This is a genomic window from Streptomyces sp. NPDC007971 (assembly GCF_042958635.1).
GTDB lineage: Bacteria > Actinomycetota > Actinomycetes > Streptomycetales > Streptomycetaceae > Streptomyces.
The window spans coordinates 118,667-144,310 of the sequence record NZ_JBIBJK010000011.1; the positions used below are offsets into that span (position 1 = coordinate 118,667).

The 25,644-nt window shown below is 71.2% G+C and carries 22 protein-coding genes and 1 tRNA gene; 9 read left to right on the forward strand and 14 right to left on the reverse strand.

Annotation, left to right across the window (positions count from 1 at the left end; all coding sequences use genetic code 11):
- Positions 1-14 precede the first annotated feature (14 nt).
- The 3 genes from cydB (at position 15) to ACFZCP_RS23885 (ending at position 5,088) form a co-directional block, all read left to right on the forward strand.
- The gene (gene cydB / locus ACFZCP_RS23875) at positions 15-1,034 is read left to right on the forward strand and encodes a cytochrome d ubiquinol oxidase subunit II (protein WP_391429749.1); all 1,020 of its coding nucleotides are present in this window, start codon (positions 15-17) and stop codon (positions 1,032-1,034) included.
- 59 nt (positions 1,035-1,093) lie between these two features.
- Entirely contained in the window at positions 1,094-4,807 is a 3,714-nt protein-coding gene (gene cydD, locus ACFZCP_RS23880) for a thiol reductant ABC exporter subunit CydD (protein ID WP_391429751.1), read from the forward strand.
- Between the two features lie 116 nt (positions 4,808-4,923).
- Complete coding sequence (locus ACFZCP_RS23885) at positions 4,924-5,088, forward strand: hypothetical protein (protein ID WP_391429753.1); 165 nt, start codon at positions 4,924-4,926, stop codon at positions 5,086-5,088.
- Positions 5,089-5,127: 39 nt separating this feature from the next.
- Here the strand turns inward: ACFZCP_RS23885 and ACFZCP_RS23890 are convergent, their stop codons facing one another.
- The 6 genes from ACFZCP_RS23890 to ACFZCP_RS23915 all read right to left on the reverse strand — a co-directional run bounded on the left by ACFZCP_RS23890 (position 5,128) and on the right by ACFZCP_RS23915 (position 11,684).
- Positions 5,128-6,015 carry a Cof-type HAD-IIB family hydrolase gene (locus ACFZCP_RS23890; RefSeq protein WP_391429756.1) on the reverse strand — a complete coding sequence of 296 codons (888 nt, stop codon included), beginning with the start codon at positions 6,013-6,015 and terminating at the stop codon, positions 5,128-5,130.
- A gap of 231 nt (positions 6,016-6,246) precedes the next feature.
- Positions 6,247-7,149, reverse strand: coding sequence for an LLM class flavin-dependent oxidoreductase (locus ACFZCP_RS23895; RefSeq protein ID WP_391429758.1), 903 nt, complete (start codon positions 7,147-7,149; stop codon positions 6,247-6,249).
- A gap of 196 nt (positions 7,150-7,345) precedes the next feature.
- On the reverse strand, positions 7,346-7,894 hold the full coding sequence (locus tag ACFZCP_RS23900; protein ID WP_391429760.1) for an RNA 2'-phosphotransferase: 549 nt from the start codon (positions 7,892-7,894) through the stop codon (positions 7,346-7,348).
- Positions 7,895-8,015: 121 nt separating this feature from the next.
- Positions 8,016-8,963 carry a MerR family transcriptional regulator gene (locus ACFZCP_RS23905; protein WP_391429762.1) on the reverse strand — a complete coding sequence of 316 codons (948 nt, stop codon included), beginning with the start codon at positions 8,961-8,963 and terminating at the stop codon, positions 8,016-8,018.
- A 127-nt stretch (positions 8,964-9,090) separates the two neighbouring features.
- Entirely contained in the window at positions 9,091-10,845 is a 1,755-nt protein-coding gene (locus ACFZCP_RS23910; protein WP_391429765.1) for an SDR family oxidoreductase, read from the reverse strand.
- A complete protein-coding gene (locus ACFZCP_RS23915) occupies positions 10,842-11,684 on the reverse strand; it encodes a M24 family metallopeptidase (protein WP_391429767.1) in 843 nt (280 codons plus the stop codon). The genes ACFZCP_RS23910 and ACFZCP_RS23915 overlap by 4 nt, the downstream gene beginning before the upstream one ends.
- 240 nt (positions 11,685-11,924) lie before the next feature.
- On the opposite strand from ACFZCP_RS23915, the gene ACFZCP_RS23920 reads away from it, so the two are divergent.
- The 6 genes from ACFZCP_RS23920 (at position 11,925) to ACFZCP_RS23945 (ending at position 16,165) form a co-directional block, all read left to right on the forward strand.
- Positions 11,925-12,887 carry an ATP-binding cassette domain-containing protein gene (locus ACFZCP_RS23920; protein ID WP_391430070.1) on the forward strand — a complete coding sequence of 321 codons (963 nt, stop codon included), beginning with the start codon at positions 11,925-11,927 and terminating at the stop codon, positions 12,885-12,887.
- The gene (locus ACFZCP_RS23925) at positions 12,877-13,794 is read left to right on the forward strand and encodes an ABC transporter permease (RefSeq protein ID WP_391429769.1); all 918 of its coding nucleotides are present in this window, start codon (positions 12,877-12,879) and stop codon (positions 13,792-13,794) included. The genes ACFZCP_RS23920 and ACFZCP_RS23925 overlap by 11 nt, the downstream gene beginning before the upstream one ends.
- Before the next feature lie 52 nt (positions 13,795-13,846).
- Positions 13,847-14,758, forward strand: coding sequence for an ABC transporter ATP-binding protein (locus tag ACFZCP_RS23930; protein WP_362694312.1), 912 nt, complete (start codon positions 13,847-13,849; stop codon positions 14,756-14,758).
- 9 nt (positions 14,759-14,767) lie between these two features.
- Positions 14,768-15,487 carry an ABC transporter permease gene (locus ACFZCP_RS23935; protein ID WP_362694315.1) on the forward strand — a complete coding sequence of 240 codons (720 nt, stop codon included), beginning with the start codon at positions 14,768-14,770 and terminating at the stop codon, positions 15,485-15,487.
- A gap of 78 nt (positions 15,488-15,565) precedes the next feature.
- Positions 15,566-15,808, forward strand: coding sequence for a hypothetical protein (locus tag ACFZCP_RS23940; RefSeq protein WP_391429772.1), 243 nt, complete (start codon positions 15,566-15,568; stop codon positions 15,806-15,808).
- A gap of 272 nt (positions 15,809-16,080) precedes the next feature.
- Positions 16,081-16,165, forward strand: a tRNA-Ser gene (locus tag ACFZCP_RS23945).
- 354 nt (positions 16,166-16,519) lie between these two features.
- Here ACFZCP_RS23945 and ACFZCP_RS23950 read toward each other — a convergent pair.
- The 8 genes from ACFZCP_RS23950 to ACFZCP_RS23985 form a co-directional block, all read right to left on the reverse strand.
- Positions 16,520-17,323, reverse strand: a complete 804-nt coding sequence (locus ACFZCP_RS23950) for an HAD-IIB family hydrolase (protein WP_391429774.1) — start codon at positions 17,321-17,323, stop codon at positions 16,520-16,522.
- Positions 17,320-18,597, reverse strand: coding sequence for a serine--tRNA ligase (gene serS, locus ACFZCP_RS23955; protein ID WP_362694325.1), 1,278 nt, complete (start codon positions 18,595-18,597; stop codon positions 17,320-17,322). The genes ACFZCP_RS23950 and serS overlap by 4 nt, the downstream gene beginning before the upstream one ends.
- A gap of 551 nt (positions 18,598-19,148) precedes the next feature.
- Positions 19,149-20,081, reverse strand: a complete 933-nt coding sequence (gene pheA, locus ACFZCP_RS23960; RefSeq protein WP_362694328.1) for a prephenate dehydratase — start codon at positions 20,079-20,081, stop codon at positions 19,149-19,151.
- A gap of 82 nt (positions 20,082-20,163) precedes the next feature.
- Positions 20,164-21,450 (reverse strand): iron uptake transporter deferrochelatase/peroxidase subunit, encoded by a 1,287-nt coding sequence (gene efeB, locus ACFZCP_RS23965; protein ID WP_391429777.1) that lies wholly within the window; start codon positions 21,448-21,450, stop codon positions 20,164-20,166.
- 8 nt (positions 21,451-21,458) lie between these two features.
- Complete coding sequence (locus ACFZCP_RS23970; protein ID WP_391429779.1) at positions 21,459-23,456, reverse strand: copper resistance protein CopC; 1,998 nt, start codon at positions 23,454-23,456, stop codon at positions 21,459-21,461.
- A gap of 13 nt (positions 23,457-23,469) precedes the next feature.
- Positions 23,470-23,949: a copper chaperone PCu(A)C gene (locus tag ACFZCP_RS23975; RefSeq protein ID WP_391430073.1), complete on the reverse strand. Its 480-nt coding sequence runs from the start codon at positions 23,947-23,949 to the stop codon at positions 23,470-23,472.
- A 17-nt stretch (positions 23,950-23,966) separates the two neighbouring features.
- Positions 23,967-24,620, reverse strand: coding sequence for an SCO family protein (locus ACFZCP_RS23980; protein WP_391429780.1), 654 nt, complete (start codon positions 24,618-24,620; stop codon positions 23,967-23,969).
- A gap of 91 nt (positions 24,621-24,711) precedes the next feature.
- Positions 24,712-25,443, reverse strand: a complete 732-nt coding sequence (locus ACFZCP_RS23985; protein WP_391429782.1) for a DUF1775 domain-containing protein — start codon at positions 25,441-25,443, stop codon at positions 24,712-24,714.
- Positions 25,444-25,644 lie beyond the last annotated feature (201 nt).

The following is a 25,644-nucleotide window of genomic DNA, read 5'->3' on the forward strand; positions in this document are numbered from 1 at the left end:
CCGAGGGGACAGTCATGGAACTTCACGACGTCTGGTTCGTCCTGATCGCCGTCCTGTGGACCGGCTACTTCTTCCTGGAGGGCTTCGACTTCGGGGTCGGCATCCTCACCAAGCTGCTCGCCCGGAACCGGCCCGAACGGCGGGTGCTGATCAACACCATCGGGCCCGTCTGGGACGGCAATGAGGTGTGGCTGCTCACGGCGGGCGGTGCCACCTTCGCCGCCTTCCCCGAGTGGTACGCCACTCTCTTCTCCGGCTTCTATCTGCCCCTGCTGGCCATCCTGGTCTGTCTGATCGTCCGCGGTGTCGCCTTCGAGTACCGGGCGAAGCGGCCCGAGGAGAACTGGCAGCGCAACTGGGAGACGGCCATCTTCTGGACCTCGCTCATCCCGGCGTTCCTGTGGGGCGTGGCCTTCGGGAACATCGTGCGGGGCGTGAAGATCGACCGGGACTTCGAGTACGTCGGCACCCTCGGGGACCTGTTCAACCCCTACGCCCTGCTCGGCGGCCTGGTGACACTCACCCTCTTCACCTTCCACGGAACGGTGTTCACCGCGCTCAAGACGGTCGGTGACATACGGCTGCGCGCACGCAGGCTGGCGCTGTGGGTCGGTCTCCTCACCGCCGTTCTGGCGACCGCCTTCCTGCTGTGGACGCAGGCCGACAGCGGCGACGGCAAGAGCCTGGTGGCCCTGATCGTGGCGGTCGTGGCTCTGGTGGCCGCGCTGGTGGCCAATCAGGCGGGTCGCGAGGGATGGTCGTTCGCGCTGTCCGGAGTGACCATCGTGGCGTCGGTGGCGATGCTCTTCCTGTCGCTCTTCCCGAACGTCATGCCGTCCACGCTCAACGGGGACTGGAGTCTCACCGTCACCAACGCCTCGTCGAGCCCGTACACCCTGAAGATCATGACGTGGTGCGCGGCCATCGCCACGCCGCTCGTCCTGCTGTACCAGAGCTGGACCTACTGGGTGTTCCGCAAGCGGATCGGTACGCAGCACATCGCTCCTGACACTGCCGCCGGCGCCGCACACTGAGTCCACCGAGGGTGTGTTTCACGTGAAACACACCCTCTGGGCCGAAGGGCATGTTTCACGTGAAACCGATCGATCCTCGCCTCCTGCGATACGCCCGCGCCACCCGTGTCTTTCTGGTGGCGGTCGTCGGCCTGGGGGCCGTCGGGGCCGGTCTGGTCATTGCCCAGGCGATGTTCATCGCCGAGGTGGTGGTCGGAGCGTTCCAGCACGGGCAGTCGGTATCTGAACTGCGCACCCCGCTCCTGCTGTTGGCTGCCGTGGCCGCAGGGCGGTCGGTTGTCGCGTGGCTCACCGAACTCGCAGCACACCGCGCCAGTGCCGCGGTGAAATCCGAGCTGCGCGGGCGGTTGCTGGAGCGCGCCGCCCACTTGGGCCCCGGGTGGCTGAGCGGCCAGCGGACCGGCTCGCTGGTCACCCTGGCCACGCGCGGGGCGGACGCTCTGGACGACTACTTCTCGCGCTATCTCCCCCAGCTGGGGCTCGCGGTGGTCGTCCCGGCGGCCGTCCTCGCGCGGATCGTCACCGAGGACTGGGTGTCGGCGGCGATCATCGTCGGCACCCTGCCTCTGATCCCCCTCTTCATGATGCTGATCGGCTGGGCCACGCAGTCCCGGATGGACCGTCAGTGGCGGCTGCTGTCCCGGCTCTCCGGCCACTTCCTGGACGTGGTCGCCGGCCTGCCCACGCTGAAGGTGTTCGGCCGGGCCAAGGCCCAGGCCGACTCCATCCGGCGGATCACCGGCGAGTACCGCCAGGCCACCCTGAGGACCCTGCGGATCGCCTTCCTCTCCTCGTTCGCACTGGAGTTGCTCGCCACGCTGTCGGTGGCGCTGGTCGCCGTGACGATCGGCATGCGCCTGGTGCACGGCGACATGGACCTGTACATCGGTCTGGTCATCCTGGTGCTCGCGCCCGAGGCGTATCTGCCGCTGCGCCAGGTGGGCGCGCAGTACCACGCGGCGGCAGAGGGTCTTGCCGCGGCCGAGGAGATCTTCGCCGTCCTGGAGACACCGGTCCCGGCGCCGGGAACCGCTGAGGTACCTGCGGGCCCCGTGACCTTCGACGGCGTGACGGCCCGCTACCCCGGACGGTCGGCGGATGCCGTGACCGATGCGTCCTTCACCGTGCAGTCCGGCGAGACCGTGGCTCTCGTCGGAGAGAGCGGGGCGGGCAAGTCGACGCTGCTCAACGTGCTGCTGGGGTTCGTACGGCCTGCCGAGGGCCGGGTGTGCGTCGGGGGCGTCGATCTCGCCGAGGCCGACCTGGAGCAGTGGCGGTCGCGGATCGCCTGGGTGCCGCAACGACCGCACCTGTACGCCGGGACCATCGCGGAGAACGTACGGCTGGCCCGGCCCGACGCGGACGACGCCGCCGTTCGCGAGGCACTGCGGGACGCCGGTGCGCTGGAGTTCGTGGACGCGCTGCCCGAGGGGGCCGACACCGTGCTCGGGGAGGACGGCGCCGGGTTGTCCGCCGGCCAGCGGCAGCGGCTCGCGCTGGCCCGGGCCTTCCTCGCGGACCGGCCCGTACTGCTGCTGGACGAGCCGACGGCCGCGCTGGACGGGGCGACGGAGGCCGAGGTCGTGGCGGCGGTGCGCAGGCTTGCAGCGGGCCGCACGGTGCTGCTGGTGGTACACCGGCCGGCGCTGCTGGACGTGGCGGACCGGGTGGTGCGGCTGGAGGGCGCGCAAGCGCTGACGGCCCGGAGCGACAGCCGGCCTCCCAGGAGGCTCCGCCCCCAGGACCTTCGCGCCCAAGACTCTCGCCCCCAGGACCTTCGCGCCCAAGACTCCCGCCCCCAGGACCTTCGCCCTCAAGACTCCCGTCTCCTGGGCGCTCGTCCCCAGGACCTCAGCCCCCAAGACACCCGTCCTCCGGACTCTTGCCTTCTGCCGGCCTCCCCCGCGCTCGACTCCGCTCGTGCGGAGGGACCCTCGCCCCGACTCGACGGCCTCGCACGCGGCCCGGCGGAGCAGTCCCCGGCGGGTTCTCGGAGCGTGCTCGCCCGGGTCCGGAGACTTGCCGGACCCCGGCGCGGCCGGCTGGTCCTCGCGCTGCTGCTGGGGAGCCTGGCGTTCGGGAGTGCCGTCGGGCTGATGGCCACCTCCGGCTGGCTCATCTCGCGGGCCTCGCAGCAGCCGCCGGTGCTCTATCTGATGGTGGCCGTGACGGCGACGCGGGCCTTCGGGATCGGGCGGGCCGTCTTCCGGTACGCCGAGCGGCTGGTGTCGCACGACGCCGTGCTGCGGATGCTGGCCGACACCCGGGTCGCCGTCTACCGGCGCCTGGAGCGGCTGGCGCCCGCGGGGCTGCGGACGGCCCGCCGCGGCGATCTGCTCACCCGGCTGGTCGCCGACGTGGACGCGTTCCAGGACTACTGGCTGCGCTGGCTGCTGCCCGCCGGGGTCGCGGTGGCCGTCTCGACCGCCTCGGTCGCCTTCACGGTCTGGCTCCTGCCGCAGGCCGGGGCCGCGCTCGCGGCCGGCCTCCTGGTGGCCGGCGTCGGGGTCCCCCTGATCACCGCGGCCGCAGCCCGGCACGCCGAGCTGCGGCTGGCGCCCGCCCGGAGCGTGCTCGCGACCCGTGTGACCGACCTGCTCACCGGCACTGCCGAGCTGACCGTCGCCGGGGCCCTGCCGGCCCGTACGGCCGCGGCCCGGCAGGCCGACGGCACGCTCACCCGGATCGCCTCGCGCGCCGCGGCGGTCACCGCGCTCGGTGACGGGCTCACCGCGCTGGTCTCCGGGCTGACCGTCACCGCCACCGCGCTGCTGGGCGCGCAAGCGGTGGCCGCGGGCCGGCTCGGCGGTGTGGCGATGGCCGTGGTGGTCCTCACTCCGCTGGCCGCCTTCGAGGCCGTACTGGGGCTGCCTCTCGCCGTGCGCTTCCGGCAGCGGGTGCGGCGGAGCGCGGAGCGCGTGTTCGAGGTGCTGGACGCGCCCGAACCCGTACGGGAGCCGGAGCGGCCCCGCCAGGCGCCCGCCGTGCCCTTCCCGGTGGTGCTCAGGGGCCTGACCGCCCGGCACCCGGGGCAGCACCGCGACGCGCTCGTCGGGCTCGATCTCACCCTGGACCAGGGGCGCCGGATCGCCGTGGTCGGAACGTCCGGCTCGGGCAAGACGACGCTCGCCCAGGTCCTGCTGCGCTTCCTCGACCCGGGGGCCGGCTCTTACACCCTCGCCGGTGTGGACGCACACGCGCTGGCCGGCGACGACGTCCGCAGGCTCGTCGGGCTGTGCGCCCAGGACGCGCACCTCTTCGACAGCACGGTGCGCGAGAACCTGCTGCTCGCCCGGAAGGACGCCACCGAGAGCGATCTGCGCGACGCGCTGGCCCGCGCCCGGCTGCTGGACTGGGTGGACGAGCTGCCCGACGGCCTGGACACGCTCGTCGGCGAGCACGGTGCGCGGCTGTCCGGCGGGCAGCGCCAGCGCCTCGCGCTGGCCCGGGCGCTGCTCGCCGACTTCCCCGTCCTCGTCCTGGACGAGCCCGCCGAGCATCTGGACCTGCCGACGGCGGACGCGCTCACCGCGGATCTGCTGGCCGCCACCGAGGGCCGTACGACGCTGCTGATCACGCATCGGCTGGCGGGGCTCGACGCCGTGGACGAGGTGGTCGTGCTCGACGGGGGCCGGGTGGTGCAGCGGGGGCCGTACGCGGAACTGGCCTTCGTGAACGGGCCGTTGCGTGCCATGGTGCACCGGGAGGCCACGGCAGGGGTGGCGGCCGAGGTGGCGGTAGCGGCGAAGACAGCGACCAAGACAGCGACCTAGGCAGCGACCAAGACAGTGGTGAGGACAGTGGCGGAGGTGTCTGCGGAGGCTCGGTGAACGGGCGCCCACCCATCGCTCCGGTTTCCGTCACAGACGGGACTAATCGCTCTCGGGGCATGTCCGCCGTGCCCTCGCCCGATCTTTCGCCGGCCGCCCGGGCCGCCCGGGCCGCCCGGGCCGCCCGGGCCGCCCGGACAGCCCTGCGGGTGCCGCAGCTGCTGGAGTCGCGCCTGCCGGAGGCCGGCACCGGAAACACCCACTGGATGTCCTCGACCGCGTGACCCGCCCGAGGCCGCACAGCCCGGGGCGGGGCAGGTGGGTCAGACGCGTTCGGCGAGCAGTTGCTCGATCACGACGGCCACGCCGTCCTCGTTGTTGGCGACCGTACGGCCCGAGGCCGCGGCGACGACGTCCGGGTGGGCGTTGCCCATCGCGTACGACCGGCCGGCCCAGGTCAGCATCTCGACGTCGTTGGGCATGTCCCCGAAGGCGACGACCTCCTCGGGCGAGATGCCGCGCTCGGCGCAGCACAGGGAGAGTGTGCTGGCCTTGGAGACGCCGGGGCCGCTGAGTTCCAGCAGGGCGCTGGGGCTGGAACGGGTGACATTGGCTCGCTCGCCGACCGCGAGGCGGGCCAGGGCGAGGAAGGCGTCCGGGTCGAGGTCGGGGTGGTAGGCGAGGATCTTGAGCACCGGCTGGTCGTGGTCCGGGCCGTCGGCGGCGAGGAGGGCCTCGGCGGGCAGGAGGTTGTCCGGTGTCTCCATGTGCAGCTTGGGATAGGCCGGTTCCTGGTGGAAGCCGTAGGTCTGCTCGACCGCGAACACCGTGCCGGGAGCCGCGTCGCGCAGCTGCCGTACGGCGTCCAGCGCGTTCTGCCGGGCCAGCTCGCGCACCTTGACGAACCGGTGGGAGCCGGGGCCGCCGTGCAGGTCGACGACGGCGGCACCGTTGCCGCAGATCGCCAGGCCGTGGCCGTGGACGTGGTCACTGACGACGTCCATCCAGCGGGCCGGGCGGCCGGTGACGAAGAACACCTCGATGCCCGCCTCCTCGGCGGCGGCCAGCGCGGCGACCGTCCTCGGGGAGACCGACTTGTCGTCGCGCAGCAGAGTGCCGTCGAGGTCGGTGGCGATCAGCCGCGGCCGTAGGGCGGCGGCCGGGGTCCCGGGCTGTCTGGTCGCTGAGGTCACCCGGCCATTCTCGCGCATATGCCCGCACGGCCGTGCGGGAGTCCGCACAGATGAGTTCACAGACACATCGCAGATGGCCGACGGGCGACGTCTGTCACCGGGTCAGGCCGGCTGGGCGCGCGCCTCAGTGGCTGTCGCCGGGTGAAGCCGGCCGGGCGTGCGCCTGCATGGCTGTGACCGGGTCAGGCCGACCGGGCAGGCGCCTCCACGGCTGTCGCCGGGGCGGGACCCGGCATCGCTGTTGCCGGGTCAGGCCAGCTGGGCGGGTGCCTCCATGGCGATCCGCTCGAAGACCTTCTCCTCCGCGGCGAAGTCCGAGTCCGGGATGGGCCAGTGGATCACGATCTCGGTGAAGCCCAGCTCCTGGTGGCGGCCGGCGAAGTCCACGAAGGCGTCCAGGGACTGCAGCGGGCGCCCGCGGTCCGGGGTGAATCCGGTGAGCAGGACCTTGTCCAGTCCGGCCATGTCCCGGCCGGCCGTGGCGCACACCTCGGACAGCTTCTCCATCTGACCGCGCAGCGCCTCGACGGACTGCTCCGGGGTGCCGTTCTCGTACAGCTTCGGGTCGCCGGTGGTGACCCACGCCTGTCCGTAGCCCGCGGCGAGCTTCAGCCCGCGCGGGCCGGTGGCCGCCACCGCGAAGGGCAGCCGGGGTCGCTGGACGCAGCCGGGGATGTTGCGCGCCTCGTGCGCCGAGTAGAACCGGCCCTGCGACGACACGGCGTCCTCGGTGAGCAGCCGGTCGAGCAGCGGCACGAACTCGGCGAGCCGGTCGGCGCGCTCGCGCGGCGTCCACGGCTCCTGGCCGAGGGCGGTGGCGTCGAAGCCCGTGCCGCCCGCGCCGATGCCCAGGGTGATGCGGCCGCCGGAGATGTCGTCCAGGGAGATCAGCTCCTTGGCGAGGGTCACCGGGTGCCGGAAGTTCGGTGAGGTGACCAGCGTGCCCAGGCGGAGCCGGTCGGTGGAGGCGGCCGCGGCGGTCAGCGTCGGGATCGCGCCGAACCACGGGCCGTCGCGGAAGCTGCGCCAGGACAGGTGGTCGTAGGTGTACGCGGTGTGGAAACCGAGCTGCTCGGCCCGCACCCAGGCCGAACGGCCGCCCTCGTTCCAGCGGCGGTACGGGAGGATCACGGTGCTCAGACGCAGACTCATGGGTCCGAGGGTAAGGGGACCCGCTGCCATGGCCGAAAGCCGTCACCGTATGTGCCGGTAAGGCCACGAGGTGAGCAGGACCCACGGGCGTGCGCTCACGGGCGTGCGGCCCTCGGGGGTGCGGCCCATGGGCGTGCGGCCCACGGGGGTGCGGTCCGCGAGGGTGCGTTTCGCGTGTGCGCGGGGTCGCGGGCCGTCAGGGCCGGCCGGGAAAGCGCAGGTAGTGGGGCGGTACGGCCTGGGTGAGCCACACTCCGTTCGCGCTGCGGTGGAAGACGTGGCCGTCGCGGTGCATGGCGCCGGCGTCCACGGAGAGCACGACGGGGCGGCCGCGGCGGGCGCCGACCCGGGTCGCGGTCTCGCGGTCCGCCGACAGGTGGACGTCATGCCGGTTCATGGGCCTGAGACCCTCGGCACGGATCGCGTCCAGGTGGGCGGCGACGGTCCCGTGGTAGAGGTACGACGGTGGGGTCGCCGGGGGCAGGCCGAGGTCGATGTCGATGCTGTGGCCCTGGCTGGCGCGGATCCTGGTGCCCTCGACCGCGAAGCGCTGCTTGTCGTTGGCGGCCACGACGTGGTCGAGCTCCTCGCGCGAGAAGCGGAAACCGTGAGCGCCGGCCGCGGCGATCAGCGTGTCGATCTCGACCCAGCCGGCCTCGTCGAGGGTGAGTCCGATGCGCTCGGGCTGGTGGCGCAGGTGTTTGGAGAGGTATTTCGACACCTTCACGGTGCGCTTTTCATCCATGCCTTCAGGGTGCGGGAGAGACGCGGATCACGCAGGTTATTTTCGCTCCGGGGTTTGATCCACAGCCAAGTGAGTTTATCCACAGGGGAATTGAAGGAGTTGTGGACAACTGACGGGCGGTTCAGGGTGATTCGCCAAGATCATTGCGGGAGCGTCCCGGTGGGGTGAGATCGTCCAAGATCCGTGCCCTTACCTCCCGTTCCGCTGCCAGGGCGATGAAGGTGGATGCGTGCTCGCGGCCAACAAGGCGTTCCACGGCGCTGATCGTCTCCGCGGGAAGAGCGACGGAACGCGTCCCCCGGCGTGTGTGCGGCGGGCTCTCGGTGCCCAGGCTGGTGCGAAGGTGCTGGACCGCGAACACCCGCATGGCGCGGGCCAGTTCCGCGTCCACGGTCTGCTGGGCCAGGGGGCGAAGCCGCCGCACCCACGAGGCCGCTTCCGCCGCATGCGCGTCCGTGCGGTGACCGGGATCGTCCAGATAGCGGGCGAAGACGTATTCGGTGGTGAACTCCAGGAAACGGGCGGCTATGTGCTCGACCTGGATCCTCAACTCCCTGAGATGGCCCGAGATCGCGGCGAGCGGCACCCCTGCCGCGTGCAACTCGGCCGCCACGGACAGCTCTTGGGGGCTCGGCACGAGAAAGGTGTCCTGATCGCCCTCGACCGGTTCCAGCACGCCGAGTTCGACGGCCTCGGCCACGGCGTCGTCGTCGGGGGCGCCGCCGAAGCGGGCGTTCAGTTCGTCGCGCGTGATGCGGGCCGGTTCCTCGTCGGTCCACGGGCCCTCCACCTCGGTGACCAGGCCCAGGACGCCGCCCAGGCCGCGGCCGGTGTCCCAGGCGTCCAGGAGTTCCTTGATGGAGGCCAGGGTGTAGCCGCGGTCGAGGAGGTGGACGATCTGGCCGAGGCGGGTGAGGTGGATGCCGGAGTAGAGGTTGGCCCGGCCCCGGCGTTCGGGACGGGGGAGGAGGCCCTTGTCCTGGTAGGCGCGGATGGTTCGTACGGTGGTGCGGGTGTGGTGGGCCAGGTCTTCGATGCTGTAGGTCCGGGAGGCCGGGAGGTCGGTCATGCGGGGTCCTTTGCGGTGACCGGAGTGGGGGCGGGGCCGCCATGAGGCGCCGTGACCTGAAGCCGGCCTGGTCCGAAAGGAAGACCCTAGGCGGGCAGGACGGCGCGCGGCTGCACGGACGTGCCGCTCACAGCTTCGGCTCCACCCGGGCGAGCCTGCGCAGCATCCCCGGCATGAACCGCGACAGCAGGTGTGCGCCGCGGGCCTCCGGTGTCACCGGCACCACCGCTCTGTTGTGGGTCACCGCCTCCAGGACCGCGTCGGCGACCTTCTCCGGTGGGTAGTTGCGCTTCCCGTACAGGCGGGCGGAGTGCTTCTGGCGGCGGCGTTCCTCGGCCTCGTCGACCCCGGTGAAGCGGGCCGTGGCGGTGATGTTCGTGTTGACGAAGCCCGGGCAGATCGCCGTGACTCCGATGTCCTGCGAGGCCAGCTCGGCGCGCAGGCACTCGGAGAGCATCAGGACCGCCGCCTTGGAGGTGCTGTAGGCGGGCAGGGCCCGGGAGGGCTGGTACGCGGCCGCCGAGGCGATGTTGACGATGTGGCCGCCCTGGCCGCGCTCGGCCATCCGCGCCCCGAAGAGACGGCAGCCGTGGATCACGCCCCACAGGTTGACGTCCAGGACCTTGCGCCAGTCGTCGGTGGTCGTGGTGAAGAACGAGCCCGACAGGCCGATGCCCGCGTTGTTGACCAGCACGTCCAGCACGCCGTAGGCGCGGTGCACCTTTTCGGCGAGCTTCTCCATGGCCTGCTCGTCGGAGACGTCCGCGGTCTCCGCCCAGGCCTCGGGCGCGCCGATCAGCCGGGACAGCTCGGCGGTGCGGGCGGCGGCCTCGGCGTCGCGGTCGACGGCCACGACGCGTGCGCCGGCCTCCGCGAACGCGAACGCGGTGGCCCGTCCGATGCCGCTGCCCGCGCCGGTGATCAGGACCAGCTGCCCGCTGAACCGGTCGGCATGGCGGCCGGTCGCGGACGGCTCGGTGCGGCCGCCCTCCACGGACGTCACGAACTCATCGATCCACGCCGCCAGGTGGTCGGGGCGCGTGCGTGGGACCCAGTGTTTGGCCGGAAGGGTGCGCCGGGTCAGCTGGGGCACCCACCGGTCGAGGTCGTCGTAGAGCCGCTCGGACAGGAACGCGTCCCCCTGGGGCGTGATGAGCTGCACGGGTGCGTGCGCGTATGCGTCGGGGCGCGGTCTGCGCAGCCGGGCCCGGACGTTGTCCCGGTACAGCCAGGCGCCGTGTGCCGCGTCGGAGGGCAGGGACGCGGTCGGGTAGCCGTCGGCGGGGACCTTCTCGACCCGCTGGAGGATCTTGGGCCAGCGTTTGCCGAGCGGTCCGCGCCAGGCCAGTTCCGGCAGGGCGGGTGTGTGCAGCAGGTAGACGTACCAGGACTTGGCGCCCTGGCCGAGGAGCTGGCCCACGCGGCGCGGCGTGGGGCGCTTCACGCGCGCGTTGATCCAGTGACCGAAGTGGTCCAGGGACGGCCCGGACATCGACGTGAAGGAGGCGATACGGCCCTCCGTGCGCCCCACCGTGACGAACTCCCAGGACTGCACCGAGCCCCAGTCGTGGCCGACGACGTGCACCGGCCGGTCCGGGCTCACCGTGTCCACGACCGCCAGGAAGTCGTCCGTGAGCTTCGCCAGGGTGAAGCCGCCGCGCAGTGGCTGCGGTGCCGTGGAGCGGCCGTGGCCCCGGACGTCGTACAGGACGACGTGGAAGTGGTCCGCGAGGCGTGCGGCGACCTCCGACCAGACCTCCTTGCTGTCCGGGTAGCCGTGCACCAGCACCACGGTCGGCTGTCCCGGATCGCCCAGCTCGGCCACGCACAGGTCGACCCCGCCGGTCTGTACCCGGCGTTCACGCGCGCCCTTCAGCGTCACTTCTCCTCCGCCCAGCGCCGCACGTGCGGCAGATCGTCGTCCAGCCAGAACGCGCTCTGCTCGGGGTCCCGGGAGTCGGTGACGACCAGGATCTCCTCGAACTTCGCGCCCGTACCCCGGAAGCCGAGATGCGGTTCGACCGCCCACAGGCCCGGCCGCGGCGGGTGGTCGGAGAAGCGGTACGGCGACCACAGGGGCGACCAGCCCTCGCGGTGGCCGTGCAGGGCGTCGGCGGCCAGGCCCTTCAGGGACTGGGTGCCGAACCCGAACAGGTGCGGGGACCAGCGGCGCTGCTTCACCCGGTCCACCTTGTGGGCGATCACGCCGAAGGGGTACGCCCGGTGCCGGTTGGCGTAGCCCTGGCGGACCATGAGCCGGTCCACGTCCTCGTAGATCTCGCGCAGGGGCCGTCGCTCGCGCACCTCGCGCAGGATCAGCTCGCGGTGCGCCTCCAGGTCGGCCATCAGCCGGTCCTGCACCGGGTTGACGCCGAGGGAGCCCGAGTAGCCGATGTCGGCGGTGTGTCCCTCGTAGACCGGGGCCATGTCCAGGATGAACGGCATGCCGGGCTCCAGCGCCCTGTCGGTCGGGAAGAACTGCAGCGGGATGCGGAAGTCCACGAACGCCGTGCGGTCGCCGAACCAGGCGAAGGGGAGGTGGAACCAGTCCCGCACCCCCCGCTCGCGCAGCCACTCGCGCTGCATCCGTGCCGCCTCGCGCTCGGTCACGCCCGGTTCGAGGCGTGCCGCGACCGCCTCCGCGCACTCGTACGCGAGGCGCTGCACCCGCCTGAATCCCTGCAACTCCACGGAGAGTTCGCTGCTCACTGCCGTCGCCATGCCGCCCCGTCCCGTCGACTGCGGTACGCGTCCGTAACTTGACACTGGTGAATGTGACAGTTGTTAGAGGCGGCGTCAATAGGCGGGATCAAGGCCTGTGGACGACGCTCCGTGAGCGTCTGTGGATAACTCTCAGGCAGGGGATCCCTTAAGGCCCCGTAATACTGGAGGCTGACGCCAAGACGGCTCTGAGGTCTGACGCCCCGCGTGGTCTGCGTCACTACTGTCGACGACGTGACTGTGATCGCGACCGAAAGCCTGAGCAAGCGGTACCCACGGGTGACCGCGCTCGACCGGCTGTCCGTGGACATCGGACCCGGTGTGACCGGACTCGTCGGAGCCAACGGCGCCGGCAAGTCCACGCTCATCAAGATCCTGCTGGGTCTGTCCCCCGCCACGGAGGGCCGCGCCAAGGTGCTCGGCCTCGACGTCGCCACCGAGGGCGCCGCCATCCGTGAGCGCGTGGGCTACATGCCGGAGCACGACTGCCTGCCGCCCGACGTCTCGGCGACCGAGTTCGTCGTGCACATGGCGCGCATGTCCGGCCTGCCGCCCACCGCCGCGCGCGAGCGCACCGCGGACACCCTGCGCCATGTCGGCCTGTACGAGGAGCGCTACCGCCCCATCGGCGGCTACTCGACCGGCATGAAGCAGCGGGTCAAGCTCGCCCAGGCCCTGGTGCACGACCCGCAGCTGGTCTTCCTGGACGAGCCGACCAACGGCCTCGACCCGGTCGGCCGCGACGAGATGCTCGGCCTGATCCGCCGCATCCACACCGACTTCGGCATCTCGGTCCTGGTCACCTCCCACCTGCTGGGCGAACTGGAGCGCACCTGCGACCACGTCGTCGTCGTGGACGGCGGCAAGCTGCTGCGCTCCAGCTCCACCACGGACTTCACGCAGACCACGACCACCCTCGCGATCGAGGTCACCGACACCGACGAGCACCCGGACGGCACCCGCGCGGTGCGCGAGGCGCTGCACGCGCGCGGGGTGAGCGTCGAGGCCGGCAGCGGTCTGCCGGGCGCCGGCCACATCCTGCTGCTGACCGCGCAGGGCGAGCAGACGTACGACCTGGTGCGCGACGTCGTCGCCGACCTGGGGCTCGGCCTGGTGCGGATGGAGCAGCGACGGCACCACATCTCGGAGGTCTTCACGAGCGAGGACGAGCAGCAGAAGGAGGCGGTCGGCCATGGCGGTTGAGCAGCCCATGCGGACACCGGTCGCACCGCAGGGCGACCAGACCCGCATCCACAACATCGGCTACCGCAACTACGACGGCCCCCGCCTCGGCCGTTCCTACGCCACCCGCTCGCTCTACTCGCAGTCGCTGCGCGGCGCCTACGGCCTCGGTCGCTCGATCAAGTCCAAGGTGCTGCCGATGCTGCTGTTCGTGGTGATGTGCGTGCCGGCGGCCATCATGGTCGCCGTCGCGGTCGCCACGAAGGCGAAGGACCTGCCCGTCGACTACACGCGCTACGCGATCATCATGCAAGCCGTCATCAGCCTGTACGTCGCCTCGCAGGCTCCCCAGTCCGTCTCGCGCGACCTGCGCTTCAAGACCGTGCCGCTGTACTTCTCGCGGCCGATCGAGACCGCCGACTACGTGCGCGCGAAGTTCGCGGCGCTGGCCTCCGCGCTGTTCGTCCTCACCGGTGCCCCGCTGATCGTGCTCTACGTCGGCGCGCTGCTGGCGAAGCTCGACTTCGCCCACCAGACCGAGGGGTTCGCCCAGGGACTCGTCTCCGTGACACTGCTCTCGCTGCTCTTCGCCGGGATCGGCCTGGTCATCGCCTCGGTCACCCCGCGGCGCGGCTTCGGCATCGCGGCCGTCATCGCCGTCATGACCATTTCCTACGGCGCGGTCTCCACGCTCCAGGCCATCGCGCAGACGCAGGGCAGCAGCACCGCCATCCCGTGGATCGGCCTCTTCTCGCCCGTCACGCTGATCGACGGACTCCAGTCCGCGTTCCTCGGTGCGACCTCGGCGTTCCCCGGCGGGATCGGCCCCACGAAGGGGGAGGGCGTGGTCTACGTGCTCGTCGTCCTCGGTCTCATCGCCGCGAGCTACGGCCTCCTCGTGCGCCGGTACAAGAAGGTGGGACTGTGATCACGCCCAGCCCGTCGCCCGCCATCACCCCTTCAAGGAATGGGCTGCGCCCATGAGCACTCTCACCATCGACCACGTCTCCCGCTGGTTCGGCAACGTGGTCGCCGTCAACGACATCACGATGACCATCGGCCCCGGCGTCACGGGCCTGCTCGGCCCCAACGGCGCCGGCAAGTCCACCCTCATCAACATGATGGGCGGCTTCCTGGCCCCCTCCACCGGCACGGTGACCCTGGACGGGCAGCCGGTGTGGCGCAACGAGTCGATCTACCAGCACATCGGCATCGTCCCCGAGCGCGAGGCGATGTACGACTTCCTCACCGGCCGCGAATTCGTCGTCGCCAACGCCGAGTTGCACGGCCTGGGCGCGAAGGCGGCCCAGAAGGCCCTCGCGACGGTCGAGATGGAGTACGCGCAGGACCGCAAGATCGCGACGTACTCCAAGGGCATGCGCCAGCGCGTGAAGATGGCGTCCGCGCTGGTCCACAACCCGTCCCTGCTCCTGCTCGACGAGCCCTTCAACGGCATGGACCCGCGCCAGCGCATGCAGCTCATGGACCTGCTGCGGCGCATGGGGGACGAGGGCCGCACGGTGCTGTTCTCGTCGCACATCCTCGAAGAGGTCGAGCAACTCGCCTGGCACATCGAGGTCGTCGTCGCCGGGCGGCACGCGGCCAGTGGCGACTTCCGCAAGATCCGCCGTCTGATGACCGACCGGCCGCACCGCTACCTGGTGCGCTCCAGCGACGACCGCGCGCTCGCGGCCGCGCTGATCGCGGACCCGTCGACGGCCGGCATCGAGGTCGACCTCGCCGAAGGCGCGCTGCGCATCCAGGCCGTCGACTTCGGCCGCTTCACGGCCCTGCTGCCCCGGGTCGCCCGTGACCACGGCATCCGGCTGCTCACGGTCTCGCCGTCCGACGAGTCCCTCGAGTCCGTCTTCTCGTATCTGGTCGCGGCGTAGGAGGCCAAGATGTACGACCCCACAGTCGCCCGGCTCACCTACCGGGCCCTGCTCGGCCGCCGCCGGGCCCTCATCCTGGGCGCCCTGCCCCTGCTGCTCATCGCGATCTCCGTCGTCGTCCGCGGCCTCGCGGGCGCCGACGACCAGACGGCCGCCGACCTGCTGGGCGGGCTCGGGCTCGCCACGATGGTGCCGATCATCGGCGTCATCGCGGGCACGGGCGCGATCGGCCCGGAGATCGACGACGGCTCCGTCGTCTATCTGCTGTCCAAGCCGGTGAAGCGTCCGACGATCATCTTCACCAAGCTGATCGTGGCGATCGCCGTGACGATGGTGTTCTCGGCCCTGCCGACGCTCATCGCGGGCTTCATCCTCAACGGCAACGGCCAGCAGATCGCCGTCGCCTACACGGTGGCCGCGCTGGTCGCCTCGATCGCCTACGCGGCGATGTTCCTGCTGCTCGGCACGGTGTCCCGGCACGCGGTGGTCTTCGGCCTCGTCTACGCGCTCGTCTGGGAGGCCCTGTTCGGCTCCCTGGTGTCGGGCGCACGCACCCTGAGCGTCCAGCAGTGGGCGCTCGCCGTGGCTCACAAGGTGGCCGGCGGGGACATGGTGACGTCGGACGTAGGACTGCCGACGGCGACGGTCCTGCTGGTCGTGGTCACCGTGCTCGCCACCTGGTACGCCGGCCAGAAGCTGCGGTCGCTGACGCTCGCCGGCGAGGAGTGACGGGTTCCTGGTCCTGACGGGGGCTTCACGCCGGTCCGGGCACACTGGGCCCAGCGGATGTACGGCTAGGAGGCCGAGATGGCAGAGGAGACACCGCAGCACGACGCCCTGGGGCGGGCCGCCGACGACGTCTGGGACGAGCTGGTCCTGGACGAGAGCTTCATACGGGCCGCCGGGACGTCCGAGCCGTCCGCCCGGGCCCGGATGCTCGGCGCCCGCTGGCGCGCCGAGGAGCCGGAGCCGCAGCCCTGGCGGTCCGACGAGCCGCCGGCGGGCTGGTTCTTCAGCAAGGCGCGTCGGCGCAGGTGGCGGCGCCGGTAGGACGGTCCCCGGCAGGCCGGTTTGCGGTTAATTCGGTGGCGTCCAACTCGGCGGCGGGGCACAGTGGTTGTGCCCCTTCCGCCGGGAGTGTCCCGGCGTCACGAACTGGGAGTGGAGGTGGGCGATGTCCATGCACGGCAGTACGCCCAGCTCCCGCCAGGGCAGCCCGAGGCCGGCTCCGGAGTAGCCATTACCTCTCCGTGAAGCCACGGGAGCTGCCCGGGGCGGCCGCTTCGAGCACGCGATGTCGCTCTCGCGTGGGCCGCCCACCCGGAGGATTGGCCGAGTGGTAAGGCACCGGCTTGCTAAGCCGTGGTCGGGGGCAACCCCGCGCACGTTCGATCCGTGCATCCTCCGCAAGATGTTGTCACTGGGGTTCGGCCGGCAGCAGTAGCCGGTAGTGGTTCTTGGCTTTGCGCGGCGTTGGCAGTGGATGGCTGCGCACGCCGGTCGCAGCGCCCTGAAGGGGCGCGGGGAACTGCGCGAGCGACCACGGCGGACCCGCACTCGGGGACGATCCTCAAGTTTCGCGGCGCGGCGGAAGATGGCTGCCCACTCCGGCCGCAGCATGCCGAAGGGGCGCGGGGAACTGCGCGAGCAACTACGGCGGACCCGCACTCGGCGACGAACGCCGGACCCCATGGCGCGACCGTCCACGACGGACCTTCGCATCCGGCGACCGACCGCAGGTCCTTGCGGTGTGGCCCGTGGCTAGCCCAGCATCCGCTCCAGCACCACCGCGATGCCGTCCTCCTCGTTGGAGGCCGTCACCTCGTCGGCCACCGCCCTCAACTCCTCATGGGCGTTGGCCATGGCCACCCCGCGGGCGGCCCAGGCGAACATCGGGATGTCGTTCGGCATGTCGCCGAAGGCGATCGTGTCGGCCGCCTTCAGACCCAGGCGGCGGGCCGCGAGGGACAGGCCCGTGGCCTTGGACAGGCCGAGCGGCAGCAGCTCCACTATGCCCTCGCCCGCCATGGCGACGGTGACGAAGCCCCCGGCCGCCCGGCGGGCCGCCTGCGCCAGCTCGTCGTCGCTCAGCGTCGGATGCTGGATGTAGATCTTGTTCAGCGGGGCGGTCCAGAGGTCGGACGCGTCCTGCAAGGGGATCGCGGGGAGCGTCCCGGTGACTGCGTACCCCGGCCCGACCAGCACCTCGCCGTCCAGGCCGTCCCGGCTCGCCGCCAGGTACAGCGGCCCCACCTCGGCCTCGATCTTGGCCAGGGCGACGCCCGCCAGTTGCCGGTCCAGCGTCACGGACGTCAGCAGGCGGTGCTGCCCGGCGTCGTACACCTGCGCCCCCTGGCCGCAGACGGCGAGACCCTCGTAGCCGAGGTCGTCGAGGATGTGCCGGGTCCAGGGGACCGCGCGGCCGGTGACGACGATGTGTGCCGCGCCCGCCGCGGTGGCCGCGGCGAGCGCTTCACGGGTGCGCTGCGAGACCGACTCGTCGGAACGCAGAAGCGTTCCGTCGAGGTCGGTGGCGATGAGGCGGAAGGGGAATCCGGCGCTCACTTGGCGACCGGCTCCAGGACCTCCCGGCCGCCGAGGAACGGGCGCAGCACCTCGGGTACGTAGACGGAGCCGTCGGCCTGCTGGTGGTTCTCCAGGATCGCCACGATCGTGCGCGGTACGGCGCACAGCGTGCCGTTGAGCGTGGCCAGCGGGCGGACCTGCTTGCCCTCACGGACGCGGATCGACAGACGGCGGGACTGGAACTCGGTGCAGTCCGAGGTCGAGGTCAGCTCGCGGTACTTGCCCTGGGTCGGGATCCACGCCTCGCAGTCGTACTTGCGCGAGGCCGAGGAGCCGAGGTCGGCGGAGGCGACGTCGATGACGCGGAACGGCAGCTCCAGCGAGGTCAGCCACTGCTTCTCCCACTCCAGAAGGCGCTTGTGCTCCTCCTGCGAGTCCTCGGGAGTGACATAGGTGAACATCTCGACCTTGTCGAACTGGTGCACGCGGAAGATGCCACGTGTGTCCTTGCCGTGCGAGCCGGCCTCGCGGCGGAAGCACGGGGAGAAGCCGGCGTAGCGCAGCGGCAGCTTGTCCGCGTCGATGATCTCGTCCATGTGGTAGGCCGCCAGCGGGACCTCGGACGTGCCGACCAGGTACAGGTCGTCCTTGTCGAGGTGGTAGACGTCCTGGGCCGCCTGGCCGAGGAAGCCGGTGCCGGCCATGGACTGTGGGCGCACCAGCGCCGGGGTCAGCATCGGCGTGAAGCCGGCCGCGGTGGCCTGCGCGATCGCCGCGTTCACCAGGGCCAGCTCCAGCAGGGCGCCGACACCGGTGAGGAAGTAGAAGCGGGAGCCGGAGACCTTGGCGCCGCGCTCGACGTCGATGGCGCCGAGGATCTGGCCCAGCTCCAGGTGGTCCTTGGGCTCGAAGCCCTCGGCACCGAAGTCCCGGATGGTGCCGTGCGTCTCCAGCGTGACGAAGTCCTCCTCGCCGCCGACGGGCACGTCGGGGTGGACGAGGTTGCCGAGCCGGAGCAGCAGCTGCTGGGTCTCGGCGTCGGCCGCGTCGCGCTCGGCGTCGGCGGCCTTGACGTCCGCCTTCAGCTGCTCGGCGCGCTTGAGCAGCTCGGCCTTCTCGTCACCGCCGGCCTTGGGGATCAGCTTGCCGAGCTGCTTCTGTTCGGCGCGCAGTTCGTCGAAGCGGACGCCGGAGGACCTGCGCCGCTCGTCGGCAGACAGGAGGGAGTCGACGAGCGCGACGTCCTCTCCACGGGCGCGCTGGGACGCGCGCACACGGTCGGGGTCCTCACGGAGCAGGCGAAGGTCAATCACGTGGCCAAGGCTACCGGTGCGAGCTCGCGGGCCACGACTCACTATTGCGACTCACGGCATACATGCCGTTATGGGGTAATTGCGCAGAGTGCCGGAGTCGGTCAATAGACCCGTCTCATTCCCTGGAACGTAGCAGTAGGTGAACGGCAGGTTGACTGGATTCCCTTGTGGAGAACGGCACTTGGGGGTGCCGTTGTCCACAGGGGTCCACACCCCGGAGAGAGTTATCCACAGGCTGTGCGGAAAGTCTGTGGACTTCGGAATTGATCACTCCGGAACTGTCGACCGGACCGAAGAATTCCCCGTCCAAACAGGGGCGACACCCACTTTCGGGTGGAATGGGGTCGCTCCAAAAGATGAATCAAAGGAAACGAGTGGACGAAGGGTGACTTGCGGGGCGGCGACCCCAACAAGGACTTCCAGGGCGATTTGTCGACTGGGTCGCCTACCTCTGTCGACTTGTCCCCAGGTCGAGAAGCGGACCTGTGGATAACTTCTGTGGATAACGAAGATATGCAGGTAGGACTGGCTCGGAGCAGTCTACGACCTGGCTAGAACCGGCCGTCCTGGCAGCGCGCCACCCAGTCGGCCGCCCCGACGAACTCCTCGTCCGAGGTCCCCGGCAGGGTGGGCCGGGCCTCGCCCGGCTGGATGTCGGCGCGTGGATAGGACCCGAGAAAGCGCACCTGGAGACAGATCCGCTTCAGCCCCATCAGCGTCTCGGCCACTCGCCGGTCGGAGATATGGCCCTCGGCGTCGATGCAGAAGCAGTAGTTGCCGATGCCCGCGCCGGTCGGCCGGGACTGCAGCAGCATGAGGTTGATGCCCCGGGTGGCGAACTCGCCGAGCAGATCGCGCAGGGCACCGGGATGGTCGTCCCGCTGCCACAGCACCACCGAGGTCTTGTCGGCGCCGGTCGGGGCGGCGGGCCGGGCCGGACGCCCGACCAGCACGAACCGGGTCTGTGCGTTCTCCGCGTCGTGGATCCCGGTCTCCAGGGCCCTGAGGCCGTACCGGGCGGCGGCGAACTCGCCCGCGAAGGCGGCGTCGTACTGGCCCTCCTGGACCAGCCGCGCGGCGTCGGCGTTGGAGGCGGCCGACTCCCAGTGGGCGTCCGGGAGGTTCTTCTTGAGCCAGTTGCGGACCTGCGGCTGGGCGGCCGGATGCGCGGAGACCGTCTTGATGTCCGACAGGTCGGTGCCCGGCCGGACCAGCAGCGCGAAGGTGATCGACAGCAGCACCTCGCGGTAGATCATCAGCGGCGCGCCCGCGACCAGCTCGTCCAGGGTGGTGGTGATGCCGCCCTCGACGGAGTTCTCGATCGGGACGAACGCTGCCTCGGCCTCGCCGCTGCGTACCGCGTCCAGTGCGGACTGCACCGACACGTACGGGATCAGCTCACGGGTGGCCGCCTCGGGAAGCGTGCGCAGGGCGACTTCGGTGAAGGTGCCTTCGGGACCGAGATACGCATAGCTCGCTGGCATGTCCCTCACCCTAATGGCCGCGATGACGCGCGTCGCCCGCGTCTCACGGACGCCACCCGACCGGGTGGTTTCAAGCGCTGAATCACCCTTCCAGCAGCCGCTGGCCCACGTACTCTCCCTCGGCCGCACCCCCGGGCACCGCGAACAGACCGCTCGACTCGTGCCGGATGAACTGCGACAGCGCGTCCCCGCGGTCGAGCTTGCGCTGCACGGGGACGAAGCCGCGCAGCGGGTCCGCCTGCCAGCAGACGAACAGCAGACCGGCGTCCGGCGTCCCGTCCGCGTCGATGCCGTCGTGGTAGGAGAACGGGCGCCGCAGCATGGCCGCGCCGCCGTTGCGGTCGGGCCGGGTGATCCGGGCGTGCGCATTGACCGGTACGACGTAGGCGCCCTTGGCGTCGGCCTTCTCCAGGTCCATCGGGGTCGTCTCGGTGCCTCCGGACAGCGGCGCCCCGTCGGCCTTGCGGCGCCCTATGACCGCCTCCTGGGCCGGGAGCGACAGCTTCTCCCAGTCGTCCAGCAGCATGCGGATACGGCGTACGACGGCGTAGGAGCCGTTCGCCATCCACGCGGGCCGTCCCGAGGAGGGCACGAAGATCCGCTCGTCGAAGTCGGGCTCGGCTGGTTTCGGATTGCGGGTGCCGTCCAGCTGGCCCATGAGATTGCGGGCGGTCATCGGGTGGGCGGTGGCGCCCGGCGTGCGGTTGAAGCCGTTCATCTGCCAGCGGACCCGAGCCGCGCCGCCGGCGTCCTTCTGGACCGCACGCAGGGCGTGGAAGGCGACCAGGGCGTCGTCGGCGCCGATCTGCACCCACAGGTCGCCGTCGCTGCGCGTCCTGTCGAGGTGGTCGGAGGAGAAGTCGGGCAGGGGATCGAGGGCGCCCGGCCGCTGCTTCTCCAGGCCGGTCCTCGCGAAGAAGCTGTGGCCGAACCCGAAGGTGACCGTCAGCGAGGACGGGCCCGCGTCCCGGGCCACGTCGGTGTCGTCGTGCGGGGCGGCCTCGCCCGCCATCAGCCGTTCGGCCGTCGCCGACCAGCGGCGCAGCAGGGCCGCCGCCTCTTTGCGGCCCGCTCCCGCCGCCAGGTCGAAGGCGACCAGATGGCCGCGGGCCTGCAGACCCTCGGTGATGCCGGGCTGATGTTTCCCGTGAAACATCGCCCGGCCGTTGCCCACCGCGGTCAGCGGGGTGGCCCGGGCGGGCGCCGACGCGTAGCCCACGGCCCCGCCGGCCGCGCCGAGCACGAGCCCGGTGGCGCCGGCGGTACCGAGCAGCGCACGCCGGGAGACGCCCTGGACGCTGCCGGAGGAAGCGGGCTCCCGCACCGGCGAGTCGGACGTACGGGCCTGGGGGATGGACTGGTCGGGCATGGTGGGGTTCAGCCGATCTGCGCGTTCTTGGAGACGGTCGCCTGGTCGATGTCGGAGGTCCGCACGGTCACGGCGATCTTCCAGTCGCCGGCCATGGGGATCTGCACGCTGCTCGCCGACCAGTGGCCGGTGGTGATGTGGTCGGGTGTCACGGGAAGCGGACCGATCTTCTTCTCCGTGAGGGTGAAGGCGACCTTCACCTCGGGGACGTCGAAGGCGCGGCCGTTGGGCCGTTGTACGTAGACGTGCATCTCGTTGCCGCCCACGCGCGCGGGGTCGAGGTCGATCCGGACGAGGCCCTTGCCGTCGGTGCCGCCGGTGTCGAAGGGCATGTCCAGCGTCAGAGCACCGGACGAGGACGACGAGGCCGAGGAGGAGCTGGCGGACGACGAGGTCGCGGCCCTGGCCTCCTGCTCGGTGCGGCCCGGCTCGGTCTGGGTCAGCCAGGTGGTCACGGCGAGCAGCACGACCGCGACGCCCGCCTCGGCGAGCACCGAGCGGCGCAGGCCGAAGCGGTTCGGGTCGGCGTCCCGCAGCTGCTTGTTCCGGGCGGCGTCCACCGCGGCCCGCTGCCGGGCGAGCTGGGCGGCCCGCTTGCCGTCACCCGAGGCGCTCCCCCTGCCGCCACCGGAGGCGCTCCTCTCGGCGTCACCGGAGGTGCTTTCCCTGCCCTCGCCGGAGGTGATCCCCTTGGCGGTGCCGGAATTCTTGCCGCTCTTCGCCGCGGAGACGTGCTCCTTCTCTCGCTGCTTCGCCTTCTTGGCGGTGACGACCGTGTCCGTGAGCCGTCCGGTCCAGCGCCGCGAGATCCACGCGATGCCCACCAGCAGCGCCACCAGTCCGATCTTGACCAGCAGCAGTCGGCCGTACTCGGTATCGGTGAACGCCGACCAGGAGCCGAGCTGGCGCCAGGACTGGTAGGTGCCGGTGGCGACCAGGGCGAGGACGGAGCCGAACGCGAGGCGGGAGAACCGCTGGACGGCGGCGGCCTCGACCGGCGTGTCCACGGGTGCCCGGTACAGAGCGACGAGCAGGGCGGTGAGGCCGCCCAGCCAGGTGGCCACGGCCAGCAGATGGATCACGTCGACGGGCATGGCGATGGCCGGCTGGAGCCCGGTGGAGGCGTGCTCGGCCATGGCCCAGCTCGCCGCGAGCCCGGCGGCCACGACCACACCGCCGATCGAGAGCCCGAAGGTCAGGTCGCTCTTCTCGTCGGCCTCCTCGCGCCGGTTGTAGGCGCCGAAGAGAACGGCGATGAACAGCGCGGCGGCGGCGAGCAGCAGCAGCCGGGAGACCAGCGCGGCGCCGGTCTTGGTCTGCAGCACCTGCCCGAGCAGGTTCAGGTCGAAGATGTCGCCGGCCTTGCCCGAGCTCGTGTAGGAGCCGCGCAGGAGCAGCAGCCACAGGGTGGCGGCGGTGAGCGTGAGCCAGCCGCCCACCACGAGCCGCTGCATGGCCCGCACGCCGGAGCCGCGCCGCCAGCAGGCCAGCACGAAGGCGGCGCCGCCCGCCAGCACGATGAACCCGGCGTAGGAGACGTACCGTCCGATCGAGTAGAGCCAGCCGACGACTCCGCCGCCCGCCGCGGTCCCTACGCCGGAGACGACGGTCTGCGAGGGCGCCCCGATGGAGAAGGTGTAGGCGCCGGAGACGGGGTGGCTGTCCGCCGAGACGACCTGGTAGGCGACCGTGTAGGTGCCCTTGGCCAGGCCGCTCCTGAGCCGCACGGCGTACGTCGTCCCGCTCACGTTGGCGGGCGAGCCGACCTCGACCTTCTTGCCCTTGGGGTCGAGGACCTGCAGCGAGTCGTCGTTCATCGCCACCTTCTCGGAGAAGGTGAGCGACACCTGGGTGGGCGCCTTGTCGACCACCACCCCCTGTGCGGGGTCGCTGCCGGTGAGCGCGGCATGCGCGGAGGCCGGTCCGGCGGCCGCGAGCAGCGCGCCGGTGACGGCGAGGAGCAGCAGCACCAGGGTCCGCAGGCGGGGGGTGATGGTCCGCGTCAAGGTGGTCCCTCCCTCAGTGGCCGGTCGACGGGTTGTACGTGGCGGACCTCACCGGCATCTCGACGGTGAGGGGCCCGGACTTGGCAAAGGTGAGCTTCAGGGTGACCTTCTGGCCCTGTTCGGGCTTGCGCCTCAGCTTTTCGAACATCAGATGGTTGCCACCGCTCTTGAACACGAGTCGACCATGGGCCGGGATGGCGAAGGAGGTCTTCTCCTCCATGGCCCCGCCGACGGTGCTGTGCATGGTGACCTGGCCGGCTATGTCGCTGGTGACCGAGGTCAGCTCGTCCTTCGCGCCGCTCTTGTTGGCGATGGTCAGGAATCCGGCGGCCATGTCGGCGGAGACCGGCTGGGGCATGTAGGACGCGCTCACGGACAGTTCGGCCTTCGAGGCGTCCGCGGAGTCGGTGGAGCCCGGTGAGCCGGAGGAGCCGCAGCCCGCGAGGGCTGTTGCAGCGGCGAGCGCGGCCACCGGCAGGGCGGCCCGCCTCATGGCACGGTTCGCCCGCCTCACGGCCTGGCCCCCTTCACGAGTTTCGGCAGGTCCTTCGTGTAGTCGTCGACCGTGGCGTCCTCGCCGTAGAGGACGTACCCCCCGTCGGTCTTCGGCGAGAAGGCGATGACCTGGGTGCCGTGCACCGAGACGAGCTTGCCGTTCTTGTCCTTCGTCGTCGGCTCGATGGAGATGCCCAGGGAGCGGGCGCCGGCCTGGACGGTGGCGAAGTCGCCGGTCAGACCGATGAACTGCGGGTCGATGCCCTTGAGCCACTTGCCCAGTTCGGCGGGGGTGTCGCGGGCGGGGTCGGTGGTGACGAACACGACCCTGAGGTTGTCCTGCTCGGTCTTGGGCAGCGCCTTCTTGGCGACGGCGATGTTGCTCATCGTCGTGGGGCAGATGTCGGGGCAGTGCGTGTAGCCGAAGTAGACCAGGGTCGGGTGGCCCTTGGTCTGGGCGCGCAGGTCGTACTTCTTGCCGTGTGTGTCGGTGAGGACCAGGTCCGGCTTGGCGAACGGCTGGTCGAGGATGGTCGCAGCCTTGCCCGAGTCGGTCTCCTCGGAGACCACGGCGACGGGAGACTTGCCGTCGTTGCCGCTGCCACAGGCGGAGAGGGTCAGGGTGGCGGCGGCGAGCAGCGCGGCCGCGGCGAACGTCTTCTTGCGCATAGAGAAATGTCCCAGATGTGAGAACTCCGGCGCGCACCGGGGTCGTACGACAGGGTCGCACGACCCCGGGTGCGCGTGCGGAACGGTGGGGTCAGGCGGTCCGGCGGCGGCCGGCGAGGACGCCGTAGGCCACACCCGCGGCGCCGACGACGATGCCGACCACACCGAGCACGCGCGCGGTGGTGTCGCTGCCGCCCTTCGAGTCCTCGGCGGCGGCCGTCTTCCCGGTCTTGCCGTCGGCCTTGTCGGAGGCGTCCTCGGCCGCGGAGCCACCGTGGTGGTCGCCGGTGGCGGCGGACAGCTCCAGCACCGGAGCCGGGTTCTCCGGCTCGGCCCCGCCGTCCTGCGGCACCTCGATCCAGCGCACGACCTCCTTGTTGGAGTACGTCTGGATCGCCTTGAAGACGAGCTGGTCGGCGTCCTCGGGCAGGGCGCCGACGGAGAGCGGGAACTTCTGGAAGTAGCCGGGCTCGATGCCCTTGCCGTCGGCGGTCCAGGTGACCTTGGTGACGGCCTCGTCGATCTTCTCGCCGTGCATCGTGAGCGGCTTGTCCAGCTTGGACTTGGTGACCTTCACGCTCCAGCCGGGGAGCGGCTGCGGCATGACCGAGGCCAGCGGGTGGTCGGCCGGGAGGTTCACCTCGATCTTGGTGGTCGAGGCGTCGTCGCGCTCGTTGGGGACCTTGAAGTCGACCACCGCGTAGCCGCCCTTGGCCGCGGGGCCCTCGGGCTGCACGGTGACGTGCGCGAAGGCGGGGGCGGACAGGGCGAGGACGGCCGAGCCCGCGACGGCGGTGGCGGCGGCGATACGAGAAGCCTTCATGGCAGGGAGCACTCCACTCCGAGTGAGTTCCGGTGGTGATCAGGAGTACGCGTGCGCGTGGCGGGACCACTCGTGGGGCCGCTTGCCGCGGTGCCCGTCGTGGTGTCGCCGACAGGGATGCAGGGATGCGCACGCGCGCGTGCCGCGCGACGGCGGCCCCTCCCGTCCGGTTCTCCGTTTCCGGCTCCGGTGGAGTGCGCT

Coding starts and splice junctions, on each gene's coding strand:
- cydB (WP_391429749.1), top strand. CDS start 15: ATGGAACTTCACGACGTCTGGTTCGTCCTGATCGCCGTCCTGTGGACC.
- ACFZCP_RS23885 (WP_391429753.1), top strand. CDS start 4,924: ATGTCCGCCGTGCCCTCGCCCGATCTTTCGCCGGCCGCCCGGGCCGCC.
- ACFZCP_RS23890 (WP_391429756.1), bottom strand. CDS start 6,015: ATGCGCGAGAATGGCCGGGTGACCTCAGCGACCAGACAGCCCGGGACC.
- ACFZCP_RS23895 (WP_391429758.1), bottom strand. CDS start 7,149: ATGAGTCTGCGTCTGAGCACCGTGATCCTCCCGTACCGCCGCTGGAAC.
- ACFZCP_RS23900 (WP_391429760.1), bottom strand. CDS start 7,894: ATGGATGAAAAGCGCACCGTGAAGGTGTCGAAATACCTCTCCAAACAC.
- ACFZCP_RS23905 (WP_391429762.1), bottom strand. CDS start 8,963: ATGACCGACCTCCCGGCCTCCCGGACCTACAGCATCGAAGACCTGGCC.
- ACFZCP_RS23915 (WP_391429767.1), bottom strand. CDS start 11,684: ATGGCGACGGCAGTGAGCAGCGAACTCTCCGTGGAGTTGCAGGGATTC.
- ACFZCP_RS23925 (WP_391429769.1), top strand. CDS start 12,877: ATGGCGGTTGAGCAGCCCATGCGGACACCGGTCGCACCGCAGGGCGAC.
- ACFZCP_RS23930 (WP_362694312.1), top strand. CDS start 13,847: ATGAGCACTCTCACCATCGACCACGTCTCCCGCTGGTTCGGCAACGTG.
- ACFZCP_RS23935 (WP_362694315.1), top strand. CDS start 14,768: ATGTACGACCCCACAGTCGCCCGGCTCACCTACCGGGCCCTGCTCGGC.
- ACFZCP_RS23940 (WP_391429772.1), top strand. CDS start 15,566: ATGGCAGAGGAGACACCGCAGCACGACGCCCTGGGGCGGGCCGCCGAC.
- pheA (WP_362694328.1), bottom strand. CDS start 20,081: ATGCCAGCGAGCTATGCGTATCTCGGTCCCGAAGGCACCTTCACCGAA.
- efeB (WP_391429777.1), bottom strand. CDS start 21,450: ATGCCCGACCAGTCCATCCCCCAGGCCCGTACGTCCGACTCGCCGGTG.
- ACFZCP_RS23975 (WP_391430073.1), bottom strand. CDS start 23,949: ATGAGGCGGGCCGCCCTGCCGGTGGCCGCGCTCGCCGCTGCAACAGCC.
- ACFZCP_RS23980 (WP_391429780.1), bottom strand. CDS start 24,620: ATGCGCAAGAAGACGTTCGCCGCGGCCGCGCTGCTCGCCGCCGCCACC.
- ACFZCP_RS23985 (WP_391429782.1), bottom strand. CDS start 25,443: ATGAAGGCTTCTCGTATCGCCGCCGCCACCGCCGTCGCGGGCTCGGCC.